43 protein-coding genes and 1 pseudogene are annotated in these 22,792 nt (G+C 38.2%); 42 read left to right on the forward strand and 2 right to left on the reverse strand.

The window, feature by feature from the left end; genetic code table 11:
- Nucleotide 1 precedes the first annotated feature (1 nt).
- From IGI67_RS25295 to IGI67_RS25310, 4 genes are all read left to right on the forward strand, one after another.
- Nucleotides 2-784 (forward strand): ArsR family transcriptional regulator, encoded by a 783-nt coding sequence (locus IGI67_RS25295; protein ID WP_429959841.1) that lies wholly within the window; start codon nucleotides 2-4, stop codon nucleotides 782-784.
- Nucleotides 785-789: 5 nt separating this feature from the next.
- Nucleotides 790-1,419, forward strand: a complete 630-nt coding sequence (locus IGI67_RS25300; RefSeq protein ID WP_429959842.1) for a SprT-like domain-containing protein — start codon at nucleotides 790-792, stop codon at nucleotides 1,417-1,419.
- Nucleotides 1,420-1,493: 74 nt separating this feature from the next.
- A complete protein-coding gene (locus IGI67_RS25305) occupies nucleotides 1,494-2,441 on the forward strand; it encodes an SPFH domain-containing protein (protein WP_429959843.1) in 948 nt (315 codons plus the stop codon).
- Between the two features lie 4 nt (nucleotides 2,442-2,445).
- Nucleotides 2,446-2,691: a hypothetical protein gene (locus tag IGI67_RS25310; protein WP_429959844.1), complete on the forward strand. Its 246-nt coding sequence runs from the start codon at nucleotides 2,446-2,448 to the stop codon at nucleotides 2,689-2,691.
- Between the two features lie 273 nt (nucleotides 2,692-2,964).
- Here the strand turns inward: IGI67_RS25310 and pepG1 are convergent, their stop codons facing one another.
- Nucleotides 2,965-3,108 (reverse strand): type I toxin-antitoxin system toxin PepG1, encoded by a 144-nt coding sequence (pepG1, locus tag IGI67_RS25315; protein ID WP_429959845.1) that lies wholly within the window; start codon nucleotides 3,106-3,108, stop codon nucleotides 2,965-2,967.
- Nucleotides 3,109-3,722: 614 nt separating this feature from the next.
- Between pepG1 and IGI67_RS25320 the strand changes: the two genes are divergently transcribed.
- From IGI67_RS25320 to IGI67_RS25400, 17 genes and pseudogenes are all read left to right on the forward strand, one after another.
- Complete coding sequence (locus IGI67_RS25320) at nucleotides 3,723-3,977, forward strand: hypothetical protein (protein WP_429959846.1); 255 nt, start codon at nucleotides 3,723-3,725, stop codon at nucleotides 3,975-3,977.
- Nucleotides 3,978-3,998: 21 nt separating this feature from the next.
- Nucleotides 3,999-4,511 carry a hypothetical protein gene (locus IGI67_RS25325; protein ID WP_429959847.1) on the forward strand — a complete coding sequence of 171 codons (513 nt, stop codon included), beginning with the start codon at nucleotides 3,999-4,001 and terminating at the stop codon, nucleotides 4,509-4,511.
- A 57-nt stretch (nucleotides 4,512-4,568) separates the two neighbouring features.
- Nucleotides 4,569-4,862: a hypothetical protein gene (locus IGI67_RS25330; RefSeq protein WP_429959848.1), complete on the forward strand. Its 294-nt coding sequence runs from the start codon at nucleotides 4,569-4,571 to the stop codon at nucleotides 4,860-4,862.
- A 53-nt stretch (nucleotides 4,863-4,915) separates the two neighbouring features.
- Complete coding sequence (locus tag IGI67_RS25335; RefSeq protein WP_429959849.1) at nucleotides 4,916-5,239, forward strand: hypothetical protein; 324 nt, start codon at nucleotides 4,916-4,918, stop codon at nucleotides 5,237-5,239.
- Between the two features lie 63 nt (nucleotides 5,240-5,302).
- Nucleotides 5,303-5,560: a hypothetical protein gene (locus IGI67_RS25340; protein WP_429959850.1), complete on the forward strand. Its 258-nt coding sequence runs from the start codon at nucleotides 5,303-5,305 to the stop codon at nucleotides 5,558-5,560.
- A gap of 11 nt (nucleotides 5,561-5,571) precedes the next feature.
- Nucleotides 5,572-5,820 (forward strand): hypothetical protein, encoded by a 249-nt coding sequence (locus IGI67_RS25345; RefSeq protein WP_429959851.1) that lies wholly within the window; start codon nucleotides 5,572-5,574, stop codon nucleotides 5,818-5,820.
- A gap of 24 nt (nucleotides 5,821-5,844) precedes the next feature.
- The gene (locus tag IGI67_RS25350; protein WP_429959852.1) at nucleotides 5,845-6,279 is read left to right on the forward strand and encodes a single-stranded DNA-binding protein; all 435 of its coding nucleotides are present in this window, start codon (nucleotides 5,845-5,847) and stop codon (nucleotides 6,277-6,279) included.
- 19 nt (nucleotides 6,280-6,298) lie between these two features.
- Entirely contained in the window at nucleotides 6,299-6,508 is a 210-nt protein-coding gene (locus tag IGI67_RS25355) for a hypothetical protein (protein ID WP_429959853.1), read from the forward strand.
- A gap of 764 nt (nucleotides 6,509-7,272) precedes the next feature.
- Nucleotides 7,273-7,500, forward strand: coding sequence for a hypothetical protein (locus tag IGI67_RS25360; RefSeq protein WP_429959854.1), 228 nt, complete (start codon nucleotides 7,273-7,275; stop codon nucleotides 7,498-7,500).
- 28 nt (nucleotides 7,501-7,528) lie between these two features.
- Nucleotides 7,529-7,948 carry a hypothetical protein gene (locus IGI67_RS25365; RefSeq protein WP_429959855.1) on the forward strand — a complete coding sequence of 140 codons (420 nt, stop codon included), beginning with the start codon at nucleotides 7,529-7,531 and terminating at the stop codon, nucleotides 7,946-7,948.
- 641 nt (nucleotides 7,949-8,589) lie between these two features.
- Complete coding sequence (locus IGI67_RS25370) at nucleotides 8,590-8,799, forward strand: hypothetical protein (protein ID WP_429959856.1); 210 nt, start codon at nucleotides 8,590-8,592, stop codon at nucleotides 8,797-8,799.
- A pseudogene (locus IGI67_RS25375) lies at nucleotides 8,799-9,493 on the forward strand (hypothetical protein). Before IGI67_RS25370 ends, IGI67_RS25375 begins: the two are co-directional and overlap by 1 nt.
- Before the next feature lie 58 nt (nucleotides 9,494-9,551).
- On the forward strand, nucleotides 9,552-9,839 hold the full coding sequence (locus tag IGI67_RS25380; protein ID WP_429959857.1) for a hypothetical protein: 288 nt from the start codon (nucleotides 9,552-9,554) through the stop codon (nucleotides 9,837-9,839).
- An 81-nt stretch (nucleotides 9,840-9,920) separates the two neighbouring features.
- Nucleotides 9,921-10,217, forward strand: coding sequence for an LPD28 domain-containing protein (locus IGI67_RS25385; protein ID WP_429959858.1), 297 nt, complete (start codon nucleotides 9,921-9,923; stop codon nucleotides 10,215-10,217).
- A 657-nt stretch (nucleotides 10,218-10,874) separates the two neighbouring features.
- Complete coding sequence (locus IGI67_RS25390; RefSeq protein ID WP_429959859.1) at nucleotides 10,875-11,267, forward strand: hypothetical protein; 393 nt, start codon at nucleotides 10,875-10,877, stop codon at nucleotides 11,265-11,267.
- A 47-nt stretch (nucleotides 11,268-11,314) separates the two neighbouring features.
- Entirely contained in the window at nucleotides 11,315-12,115 is an 801-nt protein-coding gene (locus tag IGI67_RS25395; protein WP_429959860.1) for a Cas9 inhibitor AcrIIA9 family protein, read from the forward strand.
- Nucleotides 12,116-12,294: 179 nt separating this feature from the next.
- On the forward strand, nucleotides 12,295-13,467 hold the full coding sequence (locus IGI67_RS25400) for a PcfJ domain-containing protein (protein WP_429959861.1): 1,173 nt from the start codon (nucleotides 12,295-12,297) through the stop codon (nucleotides 13,465-13,467).
- A gap of 78 nt (nucleotides 13,468-13,545) precedes the next feature.
- Here the strand turns inward: IGI67_RS25400 and IGI67_RS25405 are convergent, their stop codons facing one another.
- On the reverse strand, nucleotides 13,546-13,695 hold the full coding sequence (locus IGI67_RS25405; RefSeq protein WP_429959862.1) for a hypothetical protein: 150 nt from the start codon (nucleotides 13,693-13,695) through the stop codon (nucleotides 13,546-13,548).
- 447 nt (nucleotides 13,696-14,142) lie between these two features.
- Between IGI67_RS25405 and IGI67_RS25410 the strand changes: the two genes are divergently transcribed.
- The 21 genes from IGI67_RS25410 to IGI67_RS25510 all read left to right on the forward strand — a co-directional run bounded on the left by IGI67_RS25410 (nucleotide 14,143) and on the right by IGI67_RS25510 (nucleotide 22,765).
- Nucleotides 14,143-14,337 (forward strand): hypothetical protein, encoded by a 195-nt coding sequence (locus IGI67_RS25410; protein ID WP_429959863.1) that lies wholly within the window; start codon nucleotides 14,143-14,145, stop codon nucleotides 14,335-14,337.
- 8 nt (nucleotides 14,338-14,345) lie between these two features.
- A complete protein-coding gene (locus IGI67_RS25415) occupies nucleotides 14,346-15,074 on the forward strand; it encodes a DNA/RNA non-specific endonuclease (RefSeq protein WP_429959864.1) in 729 nt (242 codons plus the stop codon).
- Nucleotides 15,075-15,085: 11 nt separating this feature from the next.
- Entirely contained in the window at nucleotides 15,086-15,586 is a 501-nt protein-coding gene (locus IGI67_RS25420; protein WP_429959865.1) for a hypothetical protein, read from the forward strand.
- Between the two features lie 40 nt (nucleotides 15,587-15,626).
- On the forward strand, nucleotides 15,627-15,938 hold the full coding sequence (locus IGI67_RS25425) for a hypothetical protein (protein WP_429959866.1): 312 nt from the start codon (nucleotides 15,627-15,629) through the stop codon (nucleotides 15,936-15,938).
- Between the two features lie 46 nt (nucleotides 15,939-15,984).
- Complete coding sequence (locus IGI67_RS25430; protein WP_429959867.1) at nucleotides 15,985-16,164, forward strand: hypothetical protein; 180 nt, start codon at nucleotides 15,985-15,987, stop codon at nucleotides 16,162-16,164.
- A 36-nt stretch (nucleotides 16,165-16,200) separates the two neighbouring features.
- Nucleotides 16,201-16,458, forward strand: a complete 258-nt coding sequence (locus IGI67_RS25435) for a hypothetical protein (protein WP_429959868.1) — start codon at nucleotides 16,201-16,203, stop codon at nucleotides 16,456-16,458.
- A gap of 346 nt (nucleotides 16,459-16,804) precedes the next feature.
- Nucleotides 16,805-17,011, forward strand: coding sequence for a hypothetical protein (locus IGI67_RS25440; RefSeq protein WP_429959869.1), 207 nt, complete (start codon nucleotides 16,805-16,807; stop codon nucleotides 17,009-17,011).
- A gap of 62 nt (nucleotides 17,012-17,073) precedes the next feature.
- A complete protein-coding gene (locus tag IGI67_RS25445; protein ID WP_429959870.1) occupies nucleotides 17,074-17,292 on the forward strand; it encodes a hypothetical protein in 219 nt (72 codons plus the stop codon).
- An 18-nt stretch (nucleotides 17,293-17,310) separates the two neighbouring features.
- On the forward strand, nucleotides 17,311-17,478 hold the full coding sequence (locus IGI67_RS25450) for a hypothetical protein (protein WP_158408727.1): 168 nt from the start codon (nucleotides 17,311-17,313) through the stop codon (nucleotides 17,476-17,478).
- A 259-nt stretch (nucleotides 17,479-17,737) separates the two neighbouring features.
- Nucleotides 17,738-18,241: an HNH endonuclease gene (locus IGI67_RS25455; RefSeq protein WP_429959871.1), complete on the forward strand. Its 504-nt coding sequence runs from the start codon at nucleotides 17,738-17,740 to the stop codon at nucleotides 18,239-18,241.
- A 251-nt stretch (nucleotides 18,242-18,492) separates the two neighbouring features.
- A complete protein-coding gene (locus IGI67_RS25460) occupies nucleotides 18,493-18,666 on the forward strand; it encodes a hypothetical protein (RefSeq protein WP_429959872.1) in 174 nt (57 codons plus the stop codon).
- A gap of 178 nt (nucleotides 18,667-18,844) precedes the next feature.
- The gene (locus IGI67_RS25465; RefSeq protein ID WP_429959873.1) at nucleotides 18,845-19,120 is read left to right on the forward strand and encodes a hypothetical protein; all 276 of its coding nucleotides are present in this window, start codon (nucleotides 18,845-18,847) and stop codon (nucleotides 19,118-19,120) included.
- Nucleotides 19,121-19,142: 22 nt separating this feature from the next.
- Entirely contained in the window at nucleotides 19,143-19,598 is a 456-nt protein-coding gene (locus tag IGI67_RS25470) for a hypothetical protein (protein ID WP_429959874.1), read from the forward strand.
- Between the two features lie 62 nt (nucleotides 19,599-19,660).
- Nucleotides 19,661-19,963 carry a hypothetical protein gene (locus tag IGI67_RS25475; RefSeq protein ID WP_429959875.1) on the forward strand — a complete coding sequence of 101 codons (303 nt, stop codon included), beginning with the start codon at nucleotides 19,661-19,663 and terminating at the stop codon, nucleotides 19,961-19,963.
- A gap of 28 nt (nucleotides 19,964-19,991) precedes the next feature.
- Nucleotides 19,992-20,300: a hypothetical protein gene (locus tag IGI67_RS25480; RefSeq protein ID WP_429959876.1), complete on the forward strand. Its 309-nt coding sequence runs from the start codon at nucleotides 19,992-19,994 to the stop codon at nucleotides 20,298-20,300.
- A 107-nt stretch (nucleotides 20,301-20,407) separates the two neighbouring features.
- Nucleotides 20,408-20,695 (forward strand): hypothetical protein, encoded by a 288-nt coding sequence (locus IGI67_RS25485; protein WP_429959877.1) that lies wholly within the window; start codon nucleotides 20,408-20,410, stop codon nucleotides 20,693-20,695.
- Between the two features lie 133 nt (nucleotides 20,696-20,828).
- Nucleotides 20,829-21,008, forward strand: coding sequence for a hypothetical protein (locus tag IGI67_RS25490; RefSeq protein WP_429959878.1), 180 nt, complete (start codon nucleotides 20,829-20,831; stop codon nucleotides 21,006-21,008).
- A 72-nt stretch (nucleotides 21,009-21,080) separates the two neighbouring features.
- Complete coding sequence (locus tag IGI67_RS25495; protein WP_429959879.1) at nucleotides 21,081-21,293, forward strand: hypothetical protein; 213 nt, start codon at nucleotides 21,081-21,083, stop codon at nucleotides 21,291-21,293.
- Between the two features lie 189 nt (nucleotides 21,294-21,482).
- Nucleotides 21,483-21,695 carry a hypothetical protein gene (locus tag IGI67_RS25500; protein ID WP_429959880.1) on the forward strand — a complete coding sequence of 71 codons (213 nt, stop codon included), beginning with the start codon at nucleotides 21,483-21,485 and terminating at the stop codon, nucleotides 21,693-21,695.
- Nucleotides 21,696-21,846: 151 nt separating this feature from the next.
- The gene (locus IGI67_RS25505; protein ID WP_429959881.1) at nucleotides 21,847-22,488 is read left to right on the forward strand and encodes a recombinase family protein; all 642 of its coding nucleotides are present in this window, start codon (nucleotides 21,847-21,849) and stop codon (nucleotides 22,486-22,488) included.
- A 10-nt stretch (nucleotides 22,489-22,498) separates the two neighbouring features.
- A complete protein-coding gene (locus tag IGI67_RS25510) occupies nucleotides 22,499-22,765 on the forward strand; it encodes a hypothetical protein (RefSeq protein ID WP_429959882.1) in 267 nt (88 codons plus the stop codon).
- Nucleotides 22,766-22,792: the final 27 nt, after the last annotated feature.

Here is a 22,792-nt window from a genome sequence, read left to right on the forward strand (position 1 = left end):
TATGAATCCATTGTTATACAATTTCTATGCGCATGGATCAGAAACTAATCGGACAAAGCTTTTCATTTTATACTTACTACATGAGCTGCGAATACTCTCTAGAAATCAAATTACATGGTTCGTTCATAATGAGTATAGATTGCACAGTAGTAGAGTAGATGCGGCTCTTGGTTATCTTTCCAAAAACAATTTAATTGGCAAATACAGAAATGGCAATATGGTTTGTTACTATCTTACAAAAGAAGGTCATCTTAGTATTGGAGGATTATACACGTTTCCCAAAGTTCCAGAATATAATTTAGATCACCATTTGCAAATAAACGACTATCTCATAACGACGATTAAATTGTTAGAGGATCATCCACATTTAAAGTTCATTATGTCTGAACGAAGACAGGTCTATGAAACAAAAGATTTCCAAGAAAATTCCAAAGGCAGAAAATATTTTGTACCGGATTACATTGTTCGATTTATTGGTGAAGATGAAGAAGAAATCGACTGGTCATTTGAAATTGAATTGACATTAAAATCGAGAACACGATATCGTGAAGGGATATTTCCAAAGTATATTCGTGAATTGAAAAATGAACCAAACAATCACTTGCTATATGTGACACCAAGTCCTCAAATCAAACGAGAGCTAGACATTTTTAGAGAAATATTTTTGGAAGATGAAGGCGAAGATAATCACGAATTGTTTGATCGACTACACATTGTAGCCGCAGAAAATTTTCATGATGAATTAAGCAACTTCATTCGTCTTGATCCTTCAATCAATTGGTGAAGCAAATGAAAAAAATGAATTGGGATCAGTCAGGAGAATCATACCTTTCGGAATCAATCAGAATGCTTGAAGAAACATTTGATTTATTGAACGAACACTATTTTGAAAGTGCACTTTCAAAAAGCGTAATTACTGTTCAAAGTACCCCTAGCGCATATGGCCATTTTACGACTAAAAGAATTTGGAAAGATGACCAGGTAGAAAGATACGAAATCAATTTAGGAGCAGAGACATTACATCGACCGATAGAAGAAGTTGTCGCGACATTGATTCATGAAATGGTTCATCAATATTGTGCTGAAAATGACATCAAAGATACATCAAGAGGTGGAACATATCACAACAAACGATTTAAGAAAGAAGCAGAAAAGCGTGGATTGGTTATCACCTATAATCACCGGATAGGTTTTAGCATTACACAACCGTCTAGTGAACTACTTTCTTTTGTCCAGAGTACAAAGTGGTTAGAACAAATTTCTTGGCACCGTCAAACAAGAGTTCCAGAACCAAATGTCACCGTAAGTTCATCAAGCACAAGAAAATACGAATGTGATCAATGTGGAATGAGTGTACGTGCTACTAAAGAAGTCAATATCATTTGTGGTGATTGTAATAGTCACATGAAGCAAGTTTAGCAATAAAAAAAATTCAAAAGATAGCAGTAGCAAATAATGGTACACTATACCTATTAATCAAAAGGAGATACTACATGTTTATTTTTAATTTAATTCTATATCTAATCGTTATTGTCATCTTGGCAAAAATCATTTTCAGTTTGGTAATAATCGTTCATCAAGGAGAGGTCAAAGTCGTTGAAAGTTTCGGGAAGTATGTCAAAACTTTAGATCCAGGGCTACACTTTTTGATTCCTATCTTGTACAACGTCCGGACAAAAGTTTCGTTAAAACAAACACCGTTAGAAATAGATCCGCAGAGTGTGATTACCAAAGACAATGTCATGGTGGAGATTGACGAAGCTATCAAGTATCATGTCACGGACGTGAAGGCATTCGTTTATGACAATGAGAATTCCGTTGTTTCCATGATCCAAGATTGTCAATCCAACTTACGAGGAATTATCGGAAAGATGGATCTTAACGAAGTTTTGAATGGAACAGAAGAAATCAATGTGAGCTTATTTGAAAGCGTAAAAGATATTACAGCAGGCTATGGTTTATCTATTGACCGAATCAATATTGGTGAAATTTCTGTCTCCGACGAAATTGTCACGTCCATGAATAAATTGATTACGGCAAGCCGTGATAAAGAATCATCAATCACGATTGCTGAAGGGAAAAAGCAATCGGTTATTTTAGAATCTGAAGCCAAATCATCTGAAATGCAGATTGATGCAGAAGCGAGAGCGAGACAAACGAAAATTGACGCGGAAGCTCGAGCTGAACGAACGAAGATCGATGCCAATGCAGAAGCAGATCGGATCAATAAAATTACTGAAGCTGAAACCGCAAGAATCAAAGAAATCAACAAAGCTATTTCAGAAAGTAATTTGAATGAGCAAATGATTGCATACTTAGGAATTGAAGCCTTTAAACAAGTTGTCGAGAGTGATACGAATACTGTCATTATGCCTAGCAATATGACGGAACTTGGGAATATTCCTGTAGTGAAAGAATTATGGAAAAACCAGGAGAAATAGTGATATGGAAATCATAGAAGTGACTAACCACCAAATACAGCAGAGAGGGGATTTCATTGAACATGAAGCAGATGTTAAAATATCAGGACAATTAAGCAGCAATAAAGATCTTGTGGCCGCAACCAGCATACAAGTTGGATTCCACCCGGCCAAAAATGGCATGTACCATTTTGGCGCTGAAGAAGTGGAACCAAGCTGCTTTCATGTTGAGTGGGAAACATACACGCGGCAAATACCTTTCGAAGAATAAAAATGAAAAGAGCAGCTCTTTTTTGTTGCCCCCACACGCCGACCGCCCCCACTGTTTAGGTGGCAACAAAAAAGCGGGCAAAGCCCGATAGGCTAAACCCGAAATTCCGATGTCTATTTACAATCTTGTATGTGCCAAAGTGTTACAAATTATGGTATAATAGTCTATGTAAAGAGAGGTTGTTTCAGCAACCCCTCAATGTAGAACCGTTTAAAGCGGTAGCTTAGGTTGAAAAAAAGTAATTCGTCGCCCCTGGCTAAAGGTTATGACGGATTACTTTTTGTCGTTATTTAGCAATTTAACAACCAAGCCAACCAATGCAATGGCAAACATACCAAAGCTAAAGATTGTCTGGATTATCTCATATGCTGACAATAAAGTGCTTCTCCTTTCATCAGATTTTGGGAGTACATTCATATGCACCACCTACTTTCTATTCGATCAGATCAGCTACCGCCATAAACTCTCTACCCAATAATTATACCATATAAAACCAGTTAGAAACCTTATGATTAAGGCTTTTAACTGGTTTTTTGTATTCAAAATATGCGAGTTTCTTCCTTCGCTCCAACCGCCACCGCCGCTACGGAAGATTTGTTGATTTGCTGAAAGTTCAAGTGACTAAGATCAAAACATAGGTCATAAGATCAAGGTCAAGAGATTTAAAAATTTCAGAGCGATTGCTTCAAATTTCATACTTGGAAAAAAGTATGGAGCATTCGTCTAATGCGCTGTTAGCTACCGACGCTACCAACTTCTACACTGTAACAACCTGCAAAAAAAGGGGCGTAGAAATATTTTGAAGATCACAAAATTTTTCTACTACAGCACTCCCTTTTTTTCCAGAACGACTACAGTGTTTAACGAAGTCACGCCGATAGATAACAGCTAGACGAAATGAACCATACAAACGTTTTTCAAGACTACGAATGTAAGTTTGAATCAATTGAAATTTTTTTAAAACATTCCGCCTCCTGAAAAACGCTTCCGAAATGGTTTTAAAAATCATAATAAATTTAGGAGTGATCGTTATGAAATTGACATTACCACAAGCTATTGAAGAGGTGAAATGGATCTGGAAACATTCGGATGATCTTCCAGCAATAACCAAGCGCTATGGATCAAAGGAAAGAAGCGTGAACGCAAGAGTTAAGATTGGAGATTTTCTAGAAGAAAATGGCTACTGTCGTCAATGTTACGAGAAACAAGAGTCAAGTCACAAAATTGATTCTGGAATGTGTGATAGCTGTTGGAAAGAAATTGAAGAAGCTCATGGAATTTATTAAAAATTAGGGGAGTGGTTTGGTATGACTGTATCAGCAAAGGAAGTAAAAAAGGTATTAAAAGAAAATGGATTCGATACTAGGAAAATTCGGATTAGAGTCGAACATTTTGGTTACGGTAGCATGTCGATAACCGTGAGACTAATGGATGTATCGTTAGACCTTTCCAAAATAGATACGATTTTATGCAAGGAGTATCGAGAAGTCAGAGAAGACGAAAATGTTCAAGGTGAGTATTTAGAAGGTTGTAACACTTATGTACGTTGCAGCTATGATGAAGATGTTTTTGAATTAGAAAAAGAAAACATGTATCCACGAGCTGAAAAAATTTACTTGGAACTTGAAGAACAAGACACTTATAACGGTTTCGATATATTCGAAAATGATCAATTTCGTGCGGTGGCATTTATCAAGGATAAAGTGATTACATTAATGAGTAAGACAAATGAACCAGGTTTCTACCCCAGACATATGCTTAACTCTATAGACGATATGGCTGAAGCTCTAGTGATTCTTGAAAACGGACAGACGTTCTAAAAATATAACAAATGAACTCGCCCGATTTATTCGGGCGAGAAACAAGGAGAGAGAGCTATGTGGATACACTTTGAGCGAGCAGAGATTGACGGGAAAGAAATCTATAAGGACTCAGAAGATTGGGAAAATCTACTAGAAGTAATGGCGAAACGAATCGATGTTTTGAAATTAGACCCCAAAGATGACGTAATTGGTCGAGAACAAGATGAATTTGAAAAAGAGTACCCGATTCCATGCGGGGACGCGCTGCTTGATTATCTATTTACAAATTATCGGTACTATCACCATACGAAAAGTCGAAAGGCAACTTTTCGACAACCAGGAATCATTTTGGATCTGACATTTTCATAGAAATTAAAAATAATCCCCTCGATAGCATCGAGGGGAAACCGGAGGGCAAAAAAATGAAAATTAAGGAAGAGTATCGTTACCAAGTAGCCCAGGAATTCACCGTGGCAGAGGAGACATTCATTCCTAGCGAAAAAATTATGACATGTAGAGTCGATGATGAAAAAGTAGTTTTTTACAAAAAGAGCAAAGATTCAGAAATCAATGAACTGCCGGAGAAAGAACTGTCTGCATATTTAGACATGACAAGCGGAGTCGAAGATTTCGGAACATGTGAAAATTGCGGGTGTGATCTGAGTTCTATTCCAAATGCAGGTTGGGGCGTGGGTTATGTTTGTGGATCGTGTGCGCAAGAATTACGCGGTGAATTAGATTATTAGATCGGAAGCTGTTTATAGAGTGTTAGGTAGCCACCCAAATCATTTAATCAAGGAGGAGACTAGATGGAAATAGAATATAAATTGGTATTCGGTAAACAAGCTAATCTTACAATTTGGGCAGACGGGACACTGGTAGGTAGTACCAAATTGAGATTTAAGCAGCTTCCACAAGCTTTGAAAGATATTGATTCTATTGAGGTTAACTACCCAGAGAAAATGCTCGCTAAATACTTAACTAGAGCGGGTTTCGAATTTGAATCAAGCTTGAATATATCATCTGAACGCAGTCGCTACGAAATTTGGACAAAACAAGTTAGTTAGGAGGTGGAATATTGGAACTCTCAAAAATGCTCATTGAACTGAATCAACTGGTTAGAAAACCACCTGAAGATGTGACTGCAAAGACACAAATTCATATCCTGACGCGAGAAATAGAAAAAATTGCTTCGTTTGATAATGAGGCAGAAAGAAAGCTTGTAGAACGCCTCAAATGGATTAGTCGTATGACTGTTGACAAAGAAATTTTTAGAACACTTGAAAAAATGATTACGCAAATAAAAGAAGACGGTATTACCGTATAAAAAAAGCGAAAGAAGGAAAATGAAATGATTAATATTACACCAGTAGGACGATTAACGAAAGATGCCGATTTGAATTATTCAAACGATGGAACCCCGGTTGCACGCTTCACTTTGGCTTGTAAAAGAAAACACCCGGATAAGAATGGGAACGATCGTACAACGTTTGTACAGTGCGTAATGTGGGGCAAGCGAGCTGAAGCTTTCGCAAATTACACACGAAAAGGAACGCTGGTATTGGTTGATGGTGAATTAACAAGTCGTAAATACGACGATCAACAGGGAATTACCCAATACGTTACAGAGGTAAATGTCGAACACTTTGAATTCTTGGAATCAAAGCAAACCGTACAAAATCGTGACGGACAGCGTAACAATAACAACAGCTTGCCAACAGAAGAAAATTTCAACGGTGATCCAGGAGTAAGCGAAAACCATGCACCATATTACGGAAAGAATTAGAAAACAAGGGGGATAAAACGTGAAACGATCATCAGGAAATAGAAAGCCACACGTGGCAATGTTCAAACTATTAGAAGGCGATCGAGCGGGCGAATGTGTACCATTCATTCGTCGCTCAAAAGACGGTAAAGATGGGTGGCAAGAACAAGCAGCTGCAAAGGACTGGTTTATTCCTGACGATCAAATGCGTGTATGGGTAGAGTTGGGATGTATTGAAAAAGCCAGTTAAATGATTAAGATTTTCTTGCCATTCGATTTTTAAAGAGAAAGAAAAAGTATCAAATGATAAACTATTAGCATGTAGAAATGTTGCGCGAACAACATTTCTCAGTCGGATACAGTAACGACACCAGAAATCATCATTGTTAAAAATAGCCGCCTTCTCAAATACGAGAAGACGGCTATTTTGTTTTTTTTTAAGGATCAAAAGAAAAAATCATTGCTTCATCTGCGGTGCAGTAGCCCTTGATTCAAAGCGCAATGATTTGCTTTGCGGTGGTACTCTATCCACACAATTCTTAGTGGCTGCGTTCCTCCGCCAGACGAATTGACCGCTGCATGCGTCGTTCCTCCGCAACGTCGGCAAGTGGATGCCGTACCATTTTTGTGATACCACAAAAAGCAAAGCGATTGAAAGGACGGTCATTCGAAGCATAGCCCCGACTTCTCGCGACCTAAGAACAAGAGCGGAAGCAATCCCTCACAGGATTGCATGATTAAAAGAATTTTTTAGTTTTGCGCTACATTTTTACCATTTCACACACCTTCTAACTGCGAAATAGATCGAAGCTTCAGCGCAAGCGCTGTTCACCCTATTTCTCGCAAGAAGCTGAAAAGCTTGCAAGGGCAAGCGTTGTCGCAAGCGACCCTTGCAAACTTATAGTGAATGGTAAAAGCTCCGCAACAAAACGCAAAAAATTCAGCCTTTCGTCTAACGACCTTGTAGCTCAAAAATAAAAAAGGCAAAAACGAAAAGCAAAAAGGAGTAGATCCATGATGACCAATAAAAATAAAAACAAATGCCCTCATTGCACAGGTCCCGAAAGTGAAAGGAAACCACTTTGGGAAGAATCAGAAAGTGATCACTGTGAGATTGAAGATTTTAAGGGTGGAAAGCAACTAGCGATTTGTAGGAATGGCGTTGAATTTGACTGGTCTTTTATAAATATAAAATTCTGCCCAATATGCGGACGTGATTTTAACAAACCAGAAGAAAGCTAACCTATTAGGAATACTGGAGGAATAAAAAATGATAGATAGAGAAGAAATGAAGATTGAAGCGATTCAACGAATGGAAATGATGGGCATTCATAGAGAAACGATTCACCAATTTAAGGAGGAAAATTTACTTAGTTACAGCATGACTGGTGTGAACTATTGGTTTAGTGATCAGCACAAGCAAATTATTCAAAAATTTGAGGAAGACCAGAAATGCCTGGTGTATTTCGGAATTCTTAATAAAGTTAATTTGGTACCCACATTGTCGCTTTTCTATGTTCCTGGCTACGGAGAAGATCTCAACTATAGGAAAGAATGGCTGATCGATCGCCACGATATATCAGAGGGAGAATGTCTGGCTTACGTTCATAATTTGGAAAATGAACACTATTCAGAAATTGGATATATAGGATTCAGACCTTTAAATGGAGGGTTACAAAGACAGTTCTAAAATATCTATTCGTTTTGATACTCAAGTTTGCGCCTAGAAATCCACCAATGGTCGCAAATTTGAGTATCGAGGCGAATAAGGGAAAAAATCATTGCTTCATCTGCGGTGCAGTCGCCCTTGATTCAACCCACAACGATTTGCTTTGTAGTGGCACTCTATCCATACAATTCTTAGTGGCTACGTACCTCCGCCAGTCGAATTGACCGCTGCATGCGTCGTTCCTCCGCAACGTCGGCAAATGGATGCCGTGCCATTTTTGTGATACCACAAAAAACAAAGCCATTGAAAGGACGGTCACTCGAAGCATAGCTCTGACTTCTCCTGACCTAAGAGCAAAAGCGGAAGCAATCCCCTAAAGAGGATTGCCTTTTTTAAAAGAATTTTTTGGTTTTGCGCTACATTTTTACCATTTCACACGCTTTCTAGTTGCGAAAGCAGGTCGAAGCTTCGCGCGAGCGCGTTCACCCTGTTTCTCACAAGACGCTGGAAGAACTTGCAAGGGCAAGCGTTGTCGCGAGCGACCCTTGCAAAACCTTCTAGTGAATGGTAAAAGCTTCGCAACAAAACGCAAAAAATTCAGCCTTTCGACTAGAACATGCGTAGCACAAACCAAAAAAGATGAAAAACATGGAGGTACCAACATGAAAGATTTGACTTATGCAGCTGTAGTAAAAGAGCTAAAAATTCACAAGAACCCTATTCATTTAACAAAAAAAGAATTGAAGATCATTTTAGAAGATCAAAAAAATGAAACGATCGAAGAAACTAAAAAAACACGTATCTATCAAAAGTATGGCGGAGAATATTGTTCATTGCTGCAAGTATTACACCAACTGGGGGGCGGAAACTAATGAATAAACTAGAACAGGCACAATCAAAACTGAATCGTATTCGATCAGAACAAGAAGAAAACCAGCAATCGATCAGAAAAAAACACGGTCGGATTCCATTTGGACAGCCTAATATTATTGGACGTCCAGATATCTATAAGAACGTGAATCGAAAATATGAAAAGTCGATCACATTGCTAAAGGAAGAGGAAAAGCAACAAGATCGTGTTGAAATGCTTGAAAAGGTCGAACAATTTAAAGAAAGGAACGAATTACTCGAAGATGTTCATGTCGTTGGCAAATCAAGCTATGCCACAGTAGGCGCAAGAACAAGCGTTAATAATTTGGAGTATTTCAAGAATAAGTTACGAGATTTAGAGGAACAAAACGAAAAGGCCAAAGCTTACAACAAAACCAAGCCAGCCGTTAAAATGAAAACATTAGGCGCTGAAATCACGAAGCTAAGACGAAAGATCATCAGCTTAGAAAAGATGCAGGAGAGAGATCAAAACAAAGTAGTGAGTGAAAAAACGCAAGAATTAATCGAGAGCGGAGCGGTCAATCAATGGAAGAAAAAGCCTATTTATTATTTTGTAAAGGGCTGAAAAAGGTCGCATTAGAAATTGACGAAAATGGCAATTTCTATATCTCACCACGTTATTATCCTACCAGCGAAGACGATAGAAAGTATATTGAAGAGCTGCTAAAAGATTAGATCATTCGGCAACTCGCTAAATGGCGAGTTGCTCTAAAAAAGAAGCGGAGTGAAATTTATGGGCTTAGTTGATGTCTATGATAATCGGACAATGCGATATATCTGCTCATTCGAGCAAACAGAGGAAAATATTTTGAACTATGTTGCCTCTAGGGCACCGTTTGATCACGTTAGGCTAGTTGAACGTGTATCAGATGACCTAATTTTAACGACGATCGGCTTTTTTTTAGATCGAGTGCCCGATCAAAATTGGTTAGAGAGAATTATACCTCGTTTAATTTCTAAGCAAATGAAGGGCGTTAGTCCTGACCAAGTGAAAACCTTTGACCGATTAATGAATAGATAATAACGATACTCACTTATTCTTCCTGAAGAACCAGCAGCAAGTAAAAAGTGAGCACCGAATAATTTATAGGAGGAGTATAGTATGACCGTGGAAAAATTAGGATTGAAACCCTATAACAGTAAGTATTTAAAAAGCAACGACCACACGAAGCAAGCGAAATTTTATTGGACACTAGAAAAAAGGATAAAAATTGAAAATATACCTGATGGCTATTTTCGTTATCGTATTAGACACCACGACAATTCTATGAATATTCCAGTGTCATTAGAAAAAACAGTGTTTGTTAATCACTACCATGATGTTCTATCCGATACAGAAATCGAATACCTAGAAGAGGATGAAAGAAACTATATACCACTTTATAAAGAAGATGCCTGAAAAGGCACTTCTTTTTTTCACTCAAAACGAGAAAAAATCTCCGACGTCAATCAGAGAAGTGAGGATCAGGGGGAAAAAGGAATAAAATCATTACTTCATCTGCGGTGCAGTAGCCCTTGATTCAAAACGCAATGATTTGCTTTGTGGTGGCACTCTATCCATACAATTCTTAGTGGCTCCGTACCTCCACCAGTCGAATTGACCGATGCCTGCGTCGTTCCTCCGCAACGTCGGCAAATGGATGCCGTACCATTTTTGTGATACCACAAAAAACAAAGCATTGAAAGGTCGGTCACTCGAAGCTTAGCTCCGACTTCTCGCGACCTAAGAGCAAAAGCGGTAGCAATCCCCTAAAGTGGATTGCCTTTTTGAAAGAATTTTTTGGTTTTGCGCTACATTTTTACCATTTCACACAGCTTCTAGTTGCGAAAGCAGGTCGAAGCTTCAGCGCAAGCGCTGTTCAACCTGTTTCTCTCAAGAAGCTGAAAAGTCAGCAAGGGCAAGCCTTGTCGCAAGCGACCCTTGCAAACTTATAGTGAATGGTAAAAGCTCCGCAACAAAACGCAAAAAATTCAGCCTTTCGTCTAACAACCTTGTAGCTCAAAAAAAAACGAACAAGGTCAAAAGATAAAAAGGAAAATCAAAGGAGTGTTCGGAATGAGTGTAATGTTACATGGCAATGCGGAGTGGGTAGAATTGGAACGATTTTTTGAGGAACAATTTCCCGAATGTTTCCCCGAAGAAGCGCAAGTATTTCACGTACTAAATACGTTGTATGCGTGGGAACAGATAAGTTATAACGAGAGATACGACGAAACAAGCGAAATCATTCAATACAAAAGTCATCGAAAAGCCCATCTTGAAGAAATGACACCAATCGGTGTTATGAAGCGCCTTGATAGTATTTCTTATCAAATTGAACCAGATTCAATTTATCCTATCAGTCGGTTGTTTATCAGTGATCTTAACAAAAGAATCGCAGAAAGATTTTCGATTGACACAACTAGCAAGGAATATGAACGGGCTTATGAATCGGAAGAAACTTGGTAAAACGACCATTTGATTTTTAGAAAGAAAAAGAAAAGGAGCTGCTTTTGATGGGAAATGAAGTAAAAGGGATACGAACGGTACAGGAGTTGATTTTACGGCTGAATCGGTACCCTAAGAATCTCACAGCAACTATTTATGACACAGAGTTTGGAGACGCCCCGATTGCATTTAAAAGCGAACGGAGCGAACGCAACGGACAAACCTTTACATGGATAACAATATTCCCAAGTGAAGAACCGCAACAAACCACCGTAGAATCGTTGCTGACTATTTTAGAAAAATGTCCGAAACATGTGCTTGTCACCATGAAGGATAGGAACGGAGAGTATTCAGACCTATTTACGTCAATTGAAAGCATGGTCGGTGATTTTTCAGATACGAAATGGTTGGTTGTCAGTGATAAAGAATCGTACTTCGAGCTATTTGCAGAAAAAGAGCCAACAAACAAAGAAACCGCATTGAAAAAAATTGCGGTAGAGCTTGGAAAAGACCCCGACAGTACCGAACGTTTGATATTCGGATGGTTGAAACGTCAAAATGACGACTTGCTATTTACTGGTGCATTGAAAAGCGACCGAACGTTAAAACAATCGGTCACCTTTGCACTGGGAAAAGCACAAAAACTAGCAAGGCAGGGAAATGTTGCAGTCGTTGATGATGAAACGGTGTTTTCTTGGATATACGAATATTTCACAGCGGACAAGGTAGATATACCTAAAGTGAACGGAACCGTTGGCACAGGTAAGAAAAAGACAGCAAAGAAGACGAAAGAAAGCACTAGCAACATAACGAAAAAAGAAGATTCCGAAACGGTCAAGGGGGGAGACGAACAAGTTAGCTTGTTCTAAAAACTATGGGAAATGTAAATCATATAATCAAAAAGCCGTTGCAACCTCCTAAAGCTTTTTTTGATTGGTGTTTGTCACATATTCCAAATTACAGGTGGGAAAACAAGAAAGAAACCATTCTAGCGTCCAATCGAGAGAACTGTCCGATAATCGTTAAACGATTATCGGCACGCTCTCTCTTGAACATTCCAGAAAAAGCCTACTTTTTCGCCATTGTCCTAGTCACAAAAAAGCGTATTGAAATTCAATCGTATGTGTATTGGTCAGAGGTTAGAGACGGCAAACAAGTGATCGAATCACGTATGAGTAACTTAGAACGCTTTAGTAATGGCAAGCACATCAAAGCTCATAAACGGAATGATGAATGGTATGAAGGTCTATTACAAAACTACGGGTTTATGTCGAGCGCCTACACTAATTCGAATTTTTATCCGAATGACTGGCAAGACAAGGCGCATCAGTTAAAAGAATTGCAGTATTTAGAAATAGAGAATCTAAACAGGCACACCCTTCCTAAATATTTCAAATACCATAAAGAAATTGAGTATTGCCAAAAAATCGGCGCTAAGTTGATTGCTAATGAAATCATTGAACCCGATATATTATCCAGTTATAACCGTTCAATATATTCAATTGACCTTAGAGTTTGTACTTGGAATTGGTTGCGCAAGAATAAACAGAGTATTAAAAATAGCAACAAGTCATTTAACGATGTTCAAATGGAACACCTTATAAGAAAACGAAACGGAAAACCAATTGAGGGGATCGGAAAGTACTTGAATTATAGAGAGTTTAAACAAATCCCAAAAGAAGTGAATATCACGAAATTTCAGCATTGGGTTATGAAAGGGAAATTTGATTTCCAGACGTACAAAGATTATCTAGCCATGCTTGACGAATTGAAAATACCTAAAAATAGTGAGTTGGTATTCATGCCAAGGGATTTAAGGGATAAACACGACGATCTAGCAAAAACAATTACAAAAATCAAGCAAGCAAAAAGAAATGATTATCTGAACAGCGTGCTAGAGTCAAGAGCACAATACGAAATGAAACAAGATGACTACACATTTATAGTACCGAAAACGTTACGTGAAATAGTGGAAGAAGGAAGTGCTTTGGAGCATTGCGTCGGTGGTAATTATTACCTAGAGCGCCACAAGAAAGGCGAAACAACAATCGTATTCATGCGCAAGACAACAAACATCGATACACCACTTTATACGATTGAATATAGAAACGGTAAAATCATCCAAATTCAAGGGAAAAGAAATAGGATTGCAATCACGAACGACATACAAGCGACGGCAGATAAGTGGGCTAAAAAGGTACAAAGGACAGAAAAAGCATAAAGGGAATGCAACGAACCGACTAGACCAAAAAACAGGACAAGTCGGTTCGTTGCAGGCGTCCTAGAGGGAACCAAGGGCTTACTTCGTCGGCGGTGCAGTCGCCCTTGACTCAAAACGTGCGCCCCTGCCTTCACCTTGCCAAGTAGTCCATTCAATTCTTTGTGGTTCCGTTCCTTCACCAGTCGAATTGACCGCTGCATGCGTCGTTCCTCCGCAACGACGGCACATGGACGACATGCCATTTTTGTGACATCACAAAAACCGTTTCAGTGACGAGTAAGAAATCACTCGAAGCATAGCTCCGACTTCTCGTGATTTAAAACCGATGGAAAAAATCAAAGGAAAAAGACAATAGCAGAAGCAATCCCTTGCAGGATTGCATGATTAAAAGCATTTTTTGGTTTTGCGCTACATTTTTACCATTTCACACGCTTTCTAGTTGCGAAAGCAGGTCGAAGCTTCGCGCAAGCGCGTTCACCCTGTTTCTCACAAGACGCTGGAAGAACTTGCAAGGGCAAGCGTTGTCGCAAGCGACCCTTGCAAAACCTTCTAGTGAATGGTAAAAGCTTCGCAACAAAACGCAAAAAATTCAGCCTTTCGACTAACGACCCTGTAGCTCAAAAACAAAAATGAAAAGGTCAAAAGACGAAAAGCAAAGCCAAAGGAGCGATTTTTATGAAAAGTGTTGTTTGTCGGTTGCCTTATACAGTCAGAGTGCCTATGTGGGTAATCACTGTATTAGTGGTGTTTTTGGTGGAACGTTTGACGAAGCTATCGAAGATAGCCGCAATCGTATTGGGTATGCTAGCGGTTATTTTATATTTTTGGTTAGCATTATCAGCAAATTCATTATTCTTTTGGATGAATTAGGAGGACATATGAACAGACGAAAAAAACGATTGAAACAGATGATTACAGGATTATTTATCACATTAGTTATAACCATTTCCGGTGGCTGCTCTCAGCAGCTTACCGATTGGCTCGATGGAGTCACCGACAGTCATTCATTAACTAGAGATGTCGCGAATGTAGAGGAGTTTCCAGCGTTTGACGGAGAGAATGCTGTTTTATCAGTAAATGAGAATCGACCAACGTTTACAGAAGAACAGCTGACGATCGACCAGGGGACGTGGCAAGCATTTAGTAACTTGGATTCTTTGAACCGAGTAGGAGAAGCCAATGCATTGCTGCATAAAAACATGATGCCGACAGAGGAACGTGGAGACATTCAGAATGTTTATCCAACAGGCTGGCATCAAAAGAAAATCGGTGATAAATGGCTCTATAATCGAAGCCATGTCATTGGTCATCAGTTGACCGGTGAGGATGATAATTGGCAGAACCTTTTCACTGGTACAGAGCAGATGAACCAGGGTGCAATGGTGGAGTATGAAAAAAAGGTAGCAGATTACTTACGTTCTACGGATAACCATGTTCGCTACCGAGTGACACCAACATTCTACGGTGAGGAATTGGTTTGCCGTGGTGTTCAGATGGAAGCACAGAGCATTGAGGACGATCAACTATCATTCAATATATTCATCTACAACATTGAAGACGGTGTATCGATCGACTATGCAACAGGACAATCAACTTTACAGAAATAGGGGTGGCAAGAATGACGACTTTGCTAGAAGAATTGACAGGGTTGAACAGAAAAAAGAGCTATTCTATTGTGCTAAATGGTATTGGTAGTTTTCAATTTGTAACAACAACTAACTTGAAGCTGTCGAACATCAAAGAATCCCATAAAGGCTTGTTAGATTTCAAATTAATGAACAAAAAAAATCGTGGAAAATATTCAGTATTGGAGTTTGGCGGGAAAACACAGCTAGAGTCAAAAGAATTGGTTCGGTTCCTTCTTGATATTATTGGTTACAAAAAGAAAAATTTCCAACCGGAATTGTTAACCGTTGCAATAACGAAAAAGAAAGGTGAAAAGCCCATTCTTATTGTCTCAAATATGATGCAAGACGCTAACGGAGAAATTATTATCGAAGACCTAAAAAAAGGATCTAAGGCGGAATCGGTAGCAATTTTAGGAGACTACTTTTTCAGAACATACGACAGTTTTCAGGCGACTTTACAGAAATTGGTTGATATTTGGGTGAATGAATGATGAAGAACAAGCGAATAAAATTAAGAATGGAGGAAGCACGTTGGAAATAGTTGAACAGATATGCCGGGAGTGTGGCTGCACTCAAAACAATGCATGTCCGAACGGGTGTTGGTGGGTTGAGGAAGACTTATGTAGTGACTGTACAGAGATCAGTCACTACCCATTAGAAAAAGAGATTTATTCCAGAGTTTCAAAACTAGAATATCGAATGTATCGCCATGCAGACAATGCCGAAGAAATGACGGAGCAAATCTTTGAATTGATAAGAGTATCAGAAGCAACGGATGAAAAAGTCAAACGATCAATCGGCCTTGAAGCGATCAGGCTATTAGCATGCTATCGTTTTGAGTAGTCAATAGAGAGTATCAAAAAATATCTTGTTGGAAAGGGAGTTAATTATGGGACACACTGAATTAGATGTAAAAAGATTATGGGTTGAAAAACTGCAAGACGATTTGGAAGAACTGGAATCATTGGGAATTGATAAAAATTCAAGAATGTACAGAGAAGGTGTAATTCGGACCAAGAAAGCTAAACAGGAACTAGAATATTTAGAACGAGCAAATGAATGCACATAAATTGGGGATAACAATGTCCCCTAAAAGGAGATGAATATGGATAACGGATCTAAGAAAATCATCAAGACGTTCAAAAAGGCAGATACGCAGAAAGTTGTAGACAGAATTCAAAAAGATGCAAGAACAACTGAACTAATGAGAGTTGAAGTTTATGAAGATTTTGATTTAGAGGTGGATGGAGTTTTCCGAGGGTGTGAAACATCAGAAGAATTTTATACAACAAAAGCTGCTTTAAAGGATGATGCTGCTCTAATAAAAGACTTAGCTAATCATTTGATTGATATTTCCTTGTAAACGAAGAAATATCAATATCTGAACAAGCTGCATAGCTCCATGAACTGGAGCATTAGCATAGGAAAGAAAGGATGATTTTATGAGTTTCTATGAGGATTTATGGATTAGACGAGAGTTCGAAAAATCTCAAAAAATGTTTGATGCAAAAGTTAAACATAGAGATTTCATTCAGGGAAATAAACGAAAAAATATATCTAGAAAAAACAAAGTGAGACGTGTTCAGAACGGGCGCTAACGGAGGAAATAGCTCCTCTATGGGGCTATCAAATAGAAAAAAGGTGATCATATAGACAAGAAATTGCCTACCGTTCGAGTTATAAAAAACACTCATGAGAAGCTCAGTAGGATGGAAAAACAACTCTCAGAAATAATGAGTGAAAAAGGCTTTGATGGTGGATTTACCTATAGAGCAGACGAGTACAATCTTTGCTACGAATGGGAATATGGACAAATTAATATGGTTTCAATTATTGAGAATCAAAAAGAATTAGATTATCTTCTTGAATCTAGTTTTGACGAAGCTGTTGAATTTTTAGAAGCCAGAAGTGTTTAAGTCAATTAACGGAGGAAATAGCTCTTGTTTGGGACATTAGCATAGGAAAGGCAGGGAATTAGATGAAATTTGTATGGGTCATGGTAACTATACCAAGTGATAGTGATGTTCCAGAAATATATACATCAAAGAAAAAAGCTCTAGCGAACTTGAATGCAGAAATAGAGTTCGCCAAAGAGCAAGGCTATAAGGTGGAAGTGTCAGAAGATTGTCTATCTGCTAATTGGACAACATTTGATGAAGATTACAGCGTTTCAGTACGAAAAGCAAAGGTACAGTAACGGAGGAGAGTGAAGAAAATGCCACCAGAAGTAAATGAGCCAACTAGAAAGGCGCTAGAAGTAATTAAGGGATGGGCGAATCTCAAAGCTAGTGAGTACCCTCTTGAATGGTCAGAGGATGATGAGTTGCAATATCGATCAATGTTTGGCGAATCATTAACGGTTCTGCCAGATGAAAGAAAATAGTTCAGCAATCGGAGGAATTAACGCAATTGTTAAAAGACCGTTAGGCTGATTCTAACGGTCACTTGGCGAATGAGGACAAAGAATTTTGTTATTCGCTAATAAAATAGTATACACAAAAATAAGACAGCCGACCACTGACTGTCTAGGAAAAGAGCCGTCTAGTTTCCGCTAGACAAGCTTGATTCTATCAAACGTTTAAATGAACTAGCAAGGCAATGCGTAAAAAATTGAAAGTAGACTATCAAAGGGAGGAGAGTTAATGCCTAGTAATAAGAAATGGATACCTGGGTACAAGGGGAGATATTTTGCTACGTGGGACGGAAAAATAGTCAGAGTTTACAAAAGTGGAAAGACACGCCAACTTAAAGGGTACAAGAAGGGCAATTTATATTGCGTGAAGCTGACAAATCATCATGGTCTAACGAGAGAATATACGTTTCAAAGACTCATTTGGGAAACATTCAAAGGACCAATCCCTCCAGGATACTTAGTTACGAGAAAAATTGCTGTATTGACAGAAAACGGCATGCAAAATCTTCGTTTAAGAACAAAACAGCAGCATGGTAAAAAGACGGGAGCGCTTGCTCGAAGTAAGCAAGTGGAACTGCTAAACGAAGAAGGAGAAATCATTGATTCTTGGTCAAGCGCTCGAAGAGCGGCCAAAGAACTTTACTTTAGCTACCAAACGATCATGGATTATTGCAATAAGAAAGTAAAAAAGCCATTGGTCAATGTTCGATGGGCAGAGGGTGAGCGTTTGTAGCGATAGTAGGACTGTTTAGGAAACACCATTTAAACATACGATCAAAGGTTTTAGGAGGATGCAGAGATGAATTACATTGGGGATCACCAGACCCTAGAATTACAGAAGTTGGTGTGACAATGGCAAAAATTAAGACGAAAATAGGTGAACATCAACGCAATCAAACATTAAGCTAATAAAGTTTTTAGATCCAGTTAAAAATATAAACGACCAGGAATAATTAATTGAACTGAATAAGGAGGATATCTACCATGGCAAAAACTAGAAACTCCTACACATTCTATGATAAAGAGTCGGAAGCTGTTAAACGATTAAGTGAAAAGCACAGTAAGAGTGAGGCTGAAGTTGTCCGTGTAGCTGTACGATTGCTGGATGAACAAGATCGTGCGGGTTTTGGTATTCCTCAACTGAAAAAGAAAAAGTAGTTTCACATCGAGGAAAAACGTACTATAAATGCCGATCAGAAATACCGAGTGTTGTGTTGAAATCAATAAAAGAATAGGAAATTGTCGGATTTTTCATTCTTCAATTAAAAAATAGAAAGTGACGTCACTTCGTTTAGTAGTATAGTTATTGTGACATCACTTTCAGGGGGCGTTCAACATGAAGAAAAAAAAGCCGCAAAAAATTCATATACGGATTACGTACACCATTGATCCTTATGACAAATGGATGCTGCTAGATGAATTATTAGAAGAGCGAACAGAACTAGAAATTAAACAGCTATTTCTTGAAGCGGAGATCAAAAAACAAATAAAACAGGATCCAGAAGCGCTACCGCCTATTGCAAAGTCGTTGGAGATGGACTTAAATAATCTTGCAATAAACGAACTAGATATGATGATCGATCGATTGGAAGAAAACGAAGAAGATGACTGAAGGAAAACGAGGAGGAAAAAGGATGTTTCGATGTAAATATTGTGACCTAAAACTGATATTGGATGGATTAAGCGGGTATTACTGTAAAGAATGTGACTTGTATTTCGAAGAAACAGAGGTCATTCAATCACGCCGTGAATTAGTTCGTCTACCGGAATTGTCCAACGATCCCTACTTTTTCCAATACACCACGACTAAGGATTTGCTGGAGTGTCAGACTATTGAGTTAATGAAGTACCTGACATTAGCGAGAAGTACGCGAAGAAAACTAAAAGAAAAGGCCTATCGCAAGCCTAAAGAAACGGATCAACTTGATAGAAGCAATCTAAGCATGGCAAAGAAAGCCGTTCATAAGATTGAAACGATCCTGATTGAAAGAAATGGCTATTTTCCTGCAGCTGTTTATCAAACCACGATCGATAAGGAATACAAACGGTTGAGAGATCGACAACGCTTTTTCCTTAAAAAAGAGAAATAGAACCGTCTCAGAGGATTTAAAAAATCTATAAATATGCTAGTTACCAGCGGAAAGGACTGTTAATGAATAATTGTATTGACTTAGACGAGAAGCGGTTGAGAAATGCGTCCATCCTGATATTAGGGAAAGAAAATGATCAATTACTTGGTATTTTATCCATTGAAACAACCGATAGTAATTATGTATTTACAATGGATCCTGAAAAAATGAAGCGTGTTTCAGAAGCTGAAGTTAATCGGATTATCAGTAATCTGATAGAGCAGCAACGCATGGATCCGTTTATAAGAACTAACGAAACTACGAACGAACAGACATCATTTGATTTAGGAGATCTCCTATTTGAAAAGGTAATATTAACTTCTTAGAAATGATTAAAAGCAAAAGGAGACGATTATGACTGAAATTAGTGATTTAACAGCAAGGCTTCCGAAGGATTCAACAATAGCAGTGATTAAGCGTAGCAATGAAAAACTTCTTGCTTTTCTTTCAATCGAAACAACGGACACTAGGTATAGCTTTACTGATAGAATCGACAATATGAAAACAATCTCTGCATTAGAAGCAGAAAAAATAATAGAGGATCTTAATGGTACGTGTACGATCGAAGGAATCAGAACGTTTAATGAAGATACACATATCTGGTCGATTACGCCACTTAGTGAAATCAAGTTTGTTCCTGCAGTAATTGAATTTGAGGAATGAGAGTTAAATAATTCCGCAAATTAAGGTTTGCTATCGCTGTGTTAAGACACTAGCTCCCACGCTAAGGCGCAAACTATTCTATTGTATGGGAAAATAGGGGTGGAAATTTGGAAAACGAGTTTGGTATTTATAGATGGAAAAAGGTCAAAAATATTGGAAAAACAATACTTCTCTTAGCAGACAAAGTAATGGAAGTTCTTTGCGGTGTTTTGTTGGCAGGTGTATTAACTATATTCATTGTCGATATAAAGGCTTTATTCCATCCAGTTGTGGTCTTTTTCTTCAAAGTAGTTATTATTGTGAGTGTCATTGCTTTTGTGGGCTCTGTAATTGGTCAAATACTATTATCAATTAGTGAAAAAAATTTAAGGAGCTTTTGGCAAAATAAAAAATGACCTGTTGAAGTAAGCATTCAACGCACTGAATGAAATTGTATCTGAATACGGAGTGATAGTTCAGTTAGTGAATGGATCACAGAAAAAAAGCTCATATGTATGGGGCATTAACATAGGAAAGGCGGGGAAATACATGCAATTAGAAGAGTTTACAAAAGGAATGGATGAGAAGGAATTACATGATTTTTTCGAGGATTGGAAAAGCTACAAAAAGAAAAGAGAACAATTATTGAAGAACCGACCAAAAAAGAGTTTTGATTTGAGCCAATCCACCAAAGAACAAATAGACAAATTTTCTAAAGAACGAAAGTAATATCTATGCTAATGGAGGAAACAACATAGCTTTTAGGATAGGAATAACACAATTTTTGAAGGGGGAAAGAAAATGATTGATGGAAGAGAATGCTTTGATCCGAACATGGTGCCAATAAATGAATTTAGCAAATCATTATCTTGGCCACCAACTTATATTCAATGTGACTGTGACAAAATAATTAGAAAATCTCAGTACGGTAATGGAGCTTACTATTGGAAGTGCGAAGAATGCGGGAAAACATTTTCTATGAAAATGGGGAGAATTGTAGTAAATACTGAATGAAAACACTCAGCCGAAGTGGGTAGCGGATGCTACCCACTTTTTGTTAAACACTTTTAATAAGCCCAACAATAAACTGTTCAGGGTGGAAAGCCAACCAATTATGAGGATCATGTATCTTTTGACGATAATGCCATTTAAAATACAAACTTATAGACGTTGAGACTGATCTAGCATAAAAAGGAGTACAAAATGAACTATTTTACAATTGAAACACATGAATTGAAAAATTTAGATACCGGATGGAGATCAATAGGAATAACGACGATTTTAGCAGATAATCCATCTCAAGCATTGAAAAAGGTTAGCGACTTCTATTGCGAGAATCAATATAGTCATCAAATTATATATATGATCGATGCAGAATACGAAGAAGAAACAATCATTCATTTTCTGGATAGCTAAAATGATCCTACATGTGACACTTTTGGGTATACCCATAGGTGTCACCTTAACCCACTCCCGGAAATCTTTATTTTCTGGGATTTTCTTTGTCTTGAAATGTGTTACCTTTGGGTGTATATTATATACTAATCTAAAATAAGAAAAAAAGTGAGTGATTTTTCTGTACGCAGCATATTTAAGAGTCTCGACTTCTGATCAGAGTTTAGGCAGACAAAAAGAGATACTTTCAAAATGGCAACTCGAAAAAAATATTGCTGATGAGGATATCAAACTATTTTCGGAAAAAGTGTCCGGGAAAACTATTGACGATCGAAAAGAGCTTCTCAGACTATTAGAATTTTTAAGAGAACGTGATACGTTGGTTGTCACTAGTTTGGATCGATTGGGAAGAAACAGCACGGACATCAAAGATATTTTACAGCAGGTACGTTCAAAGGGCGCCAATATCGATATTTTGGACTTCCCTTCTTTCGCAGGAATAAATGATACTAGTTTGCGTAATTTATTGACGAACCTGGTTATCGAGGTATTTAGCTACACAGCAGAGTCAGAGCGAATAAAAACTTTAGAGCGGCAGCAGCAAGGAATCGCACTTGCAAAAGAAAACGGCATTTACAAGGGAAGACCTCTTAAATATCACTCAGAGGCTAAAGGAGCTGACAAACTTGTGTATGATCGTGCAGTAGAAATGTTGGCTTCCGCCTGCCCTATTGCTACAATAGCAAGAGAGTTATCAGTACCTAGAAAAACGATCTATGCAATTAAAGAGCGCTTGGGCGATACGTCCGAGTGAGGTGGAGACTATGAACGTGATTAAAAAAGTAGGCTTATTAGATAAAATTCGTGCGATTAAAGAGGCGCCAATGATGGCACGCTTCACATTGGTAACTATTCGTCGATCGTATAATTGTATCGTTATAAAACCCGAACTGACAACGATTCTTCTTATGCTGCAAGATGGAAAGTATAATATTTTAGTTGAAGGCCACTTCAATAAGCAAAAACAGCTTGTCGTTTCTTCTTTTACTGTTAGAAATCCCGACAAAGCAGCAAAGGAATTAGGATTGTAGAGTAGAATGGTTCAAGAAGGAAATGAG

The organism is Enterococcus sp. AZ196 (assembly GCF_050498845.1).
GTDB classification, from domain to species: Bacteria; Bacillota; Bacilli; order Lactobacillales; family Enterococcaceae; genus Enterococcus_A; species Enterococcus_A murrayae.

What these genes read in the sequence shown, in the direction of transcription:
- IGI67_RS25295 (WP_429959841.1), top strand. Translation starts at nt 2, where the DNA reads ATGAATCCATTGTTATACAATTTCTATGCGCATGGATCAGAAACTAAT.
- IGI67_RS25300 (WP_429959842.1), top strand. Translation starts at nt 790, where the DNA reads ATGAAAAAAATGAATTGGGATCAGTCAGGAGAATCATACCTTTCGGAA.
- IGI67_RS25305 (WP_429959843.1), top strand. Translation starts at nt 1,494, where the DNA reads ATGTTTATTTTTAATTTAATTCTATATCTAATCGTTATTGTCATCTTG.
- IGI67_RS25310 (WP_429959844.1), top strand. Translation starts at nt 2,446, where the DNA reads ATGGAAATCATAGAAGTGACTAACCACCAAATACAGCAGAGAGGGGAT.
- pepG1 (WP_429959845.1), bottom strand. Translation starts at nt 3,108, where the DNA reads ATGAATGTACTCCCAAAATCTGATGAAAGGAGAAGCACTTTATTGTCA.
- IGI67_RS25320 (WP_429959846.1), top strand. Translation starts at nt 3,723, where the DNA reads ATGAAATTGACATTACCACAAGCTATTGAAGAGGTGAAATGGATCTGG.
- IGI67_RS25325 (WP_429959847.1), top strand. Translation starts at nt 3,999, where the DNA reads ATGACTGTATCAGCAAAGGAAGTAAAAAAGGTATTAAAAGAAAATGGA.
- IGI67_RS25330 (WP_429959848.1), top strand. Translation starts at nt 4,569, where the DNA reads ATGTGGATACACTTTGAGCGAGCAGAGATTGACGGGAAAGAAATCTAT.
- IGI67_RS25335 (WP_429959849.1), top strand. Translation starts at nt 4,916, where the DNA reads ATGAAAATTAAGGAAGAGTATCGTTACCAAGTAGCCCAGGAATTCACC.
- IGI67_RS25340 (WP_429959850.1), top strand. Translation starts at nt 5,303, where the DNA reads ATGGAAATAGAATATAAATTGGTATTCGGTAAACAAGCTAATCTTACA.
- IGI67_RS25350 (WP_429959852.1), top strand. Translation starts at nt 5,845, where the DNA reads ATGATTAATATTACACCAGTAGGACGATTAACGAAAGATGCCGATTTG.
- IGI67_RS25360 (WP_429959854.1), top strand. Translation starts at nt 7,273, where the DNA reads ATGATGACCAATAAAAATAAAAACAAATGCCCTCATTGCACAGGTCCC.
- IGI67_RS25365 (WP_429959855.1), top strand. Translation starts at nt 7,529, where the DNA reads ATGATAGATAGAGAAGAAATGAAGATTGAAGCGATTCAACGAATGGAA.
- IGI67_RS25370 (WP_429959856.1), top strand. Translation starts at nt 8,590, where the DNA reads ATGAAAGATTTGACTTATGCAGCTGTAGTAAAAGAGCTAAAAATTCAC.
- IGI67_RS25380 (WP_429959857.1), top strand. Translation starts at nt 9,552, where the DNA reads ATGGGCTTAGTTGATGTCTATGATAATCGGACAATGCGATATATCTGC.
- IGI67_RS25385 (WP_429959858.1), top strand. Translation starts at nt 9,921, where the DNA reads ATGACCGTGGAAAAATTAGGATTGAAACCCTATAACAGTAAGTATTTA.
- IGI67_RS25390 (WP_429959859.1), top strand. Translation starts at nt 10,875, where the DNA reads ATGAGTGTAATGTTACATGGCAATGCGGAGTGGGTAGAATTGGAACGA.
- IGI67_RS25395 (WP_429959860.1), top strand. Translation starts at nt 11,315, where the DNA reads ATGGGAAATGAAGTAAAAGGGATACGAACGGTACAGGAGTTGATTTTA.
- IGI67_RS25405 (WP_429959862.1), bottom strand. Translation starts at nt 13,695, where the DNA reads ATGTGCCGTCGTTGCGGAGGAACGACGCATGCAGCGGTCAATTCGACT.
- IGI67_RS25410 (WP_429959863.1), top strand. Translation starts at nt 14,143, where the DNA reads ATGAAAAGTGTTGTTTGTCGGTTGCCTTATACAGTCAGAGTGCCTATG.
- IGI67_RS25415 (WP_429959864.1), top strand. Translation starts at nt 14,346, where the DNA reads ATGAACAGACGAAAAAAACGATTGAAACAGATGATTACAGGATTATTT.
- IGI67_RS25420 (WP_429959865.1), top strand. Translation starts at nt 15,086, where the DNA reads ATGACGACTTTGCTAGAAGAATTGACAGGGTTGAACAGAAAAAAGAGC.
- IGI67_RS25430 (WP_429959867.1), top strand. Translation starts at nt 15,985, where the DNA reads ATGGGACACACTGAATTAGATGTAAAAAGATTATGGGTTGAAAAACTG.
- IGI67_RS25435 (WP_429959868.1), top strand. Translation starts at nt 16,201, where the DNA reads ATGGATAACGGATCTAAGAAAATCATCAAGACGTTCAAAAAGGCAGAT.
- IGI67_RS25440 (WP_429959869.1), top strand. Translation starts at nt 16,805, where the DNA reads ATGGAAAAACAACTCTCAGAAATAATGAGTGAAAAAGGCTTTGATGGT.
- IGI67_RS25445 (WP_429959870.1), top strand. Translation starts at nt 17,074, where the DNA reads ATGAAATTTGTATGGGTCATGGTAACTATACCAAGTGATAGTGATGTT.
- IGI67_RS25450 (WP_158408727.1), top strand. Translation starts at nt 17,311, where the DNA reads ATGCCACCAGAAGTAAATGAGCCAACTAGAAAGGCGCTAGAAGTAATT.
- IGI67_RS25455 (WP_429959871.1), top strand. Translation starts at nt 17,738, where the DNA reads ATGCCTAGTAATAAGAAATGGATACCTGGGTACAAGGGGAGATATTTT.
- IGI67_RS25460 (WP_429959872.1), top strand. Translation starts at nt 18,493, where the DNA reads ATGGCAAAAACTAGAAACTCCTACACATTCTATGATAAAGAGTCGGAA.
- IGI67_RS25465 (WP_429959873.1), top strand. Translation starts at nt 18,845, where the DNA reads ATGAAGAAAAAAAAGCCGCAAAAAATTCATATACGGATTACGTACACC.
- IGI67_RS25470 (WP_429959874.1), top strand. Translation starts at nt 19,143, where the DNA reads ATGTTTCGATGTAAATATTGTGACCTAAAACTGATATTGGATGGATTA.
- IGI67_RS25475 (WP_429959875.1), top strand. Translation starts at nt 19,661, where the DNA reads ATGAATAATTGTATTGACTTAGACGAGAAGCGGTTGAGAAATGCGTCC.
- IGI67_RS25480 (WP_429959876.1), top strand. Translation starts at nt 19,992, where the DNA reads ATGACTGAAATTAGTGATTTAACAGCAAGGCTTCCGAAGGATTCAACA.
- IGI67_RS25490 (WP_429959878.1), top strand. Translation starts at nt 20,829, where the DNA reads ATGCAATTAGAAGAGTTTACAAAAGGAATGGATGAGAAGGAATTACAT.
- IGI67_RS25495 (WP_429959879.1), top strand. Translation starts at nt 21,081, where the DNA reads ATGATTGATGGAAGAGAATGCTTTGATCCGAACATGGTGCCAATAAAT.
- IGI67_RS25500 (WP_429959880.1), top strand. Translation starts at nt 21,483, where the DNA reads ATGAACTATTTTACAATTGAAACACATGAATTGAAAAATTTAGATACC.
- IGI67_RS25510 (WP_429959882.1), top strand. Translation starts at nt 22,499, where the DNA reads ATGAACGTGATTAAAAAAGTAGGCTTATTAGATAAAATTCGTGCGATT.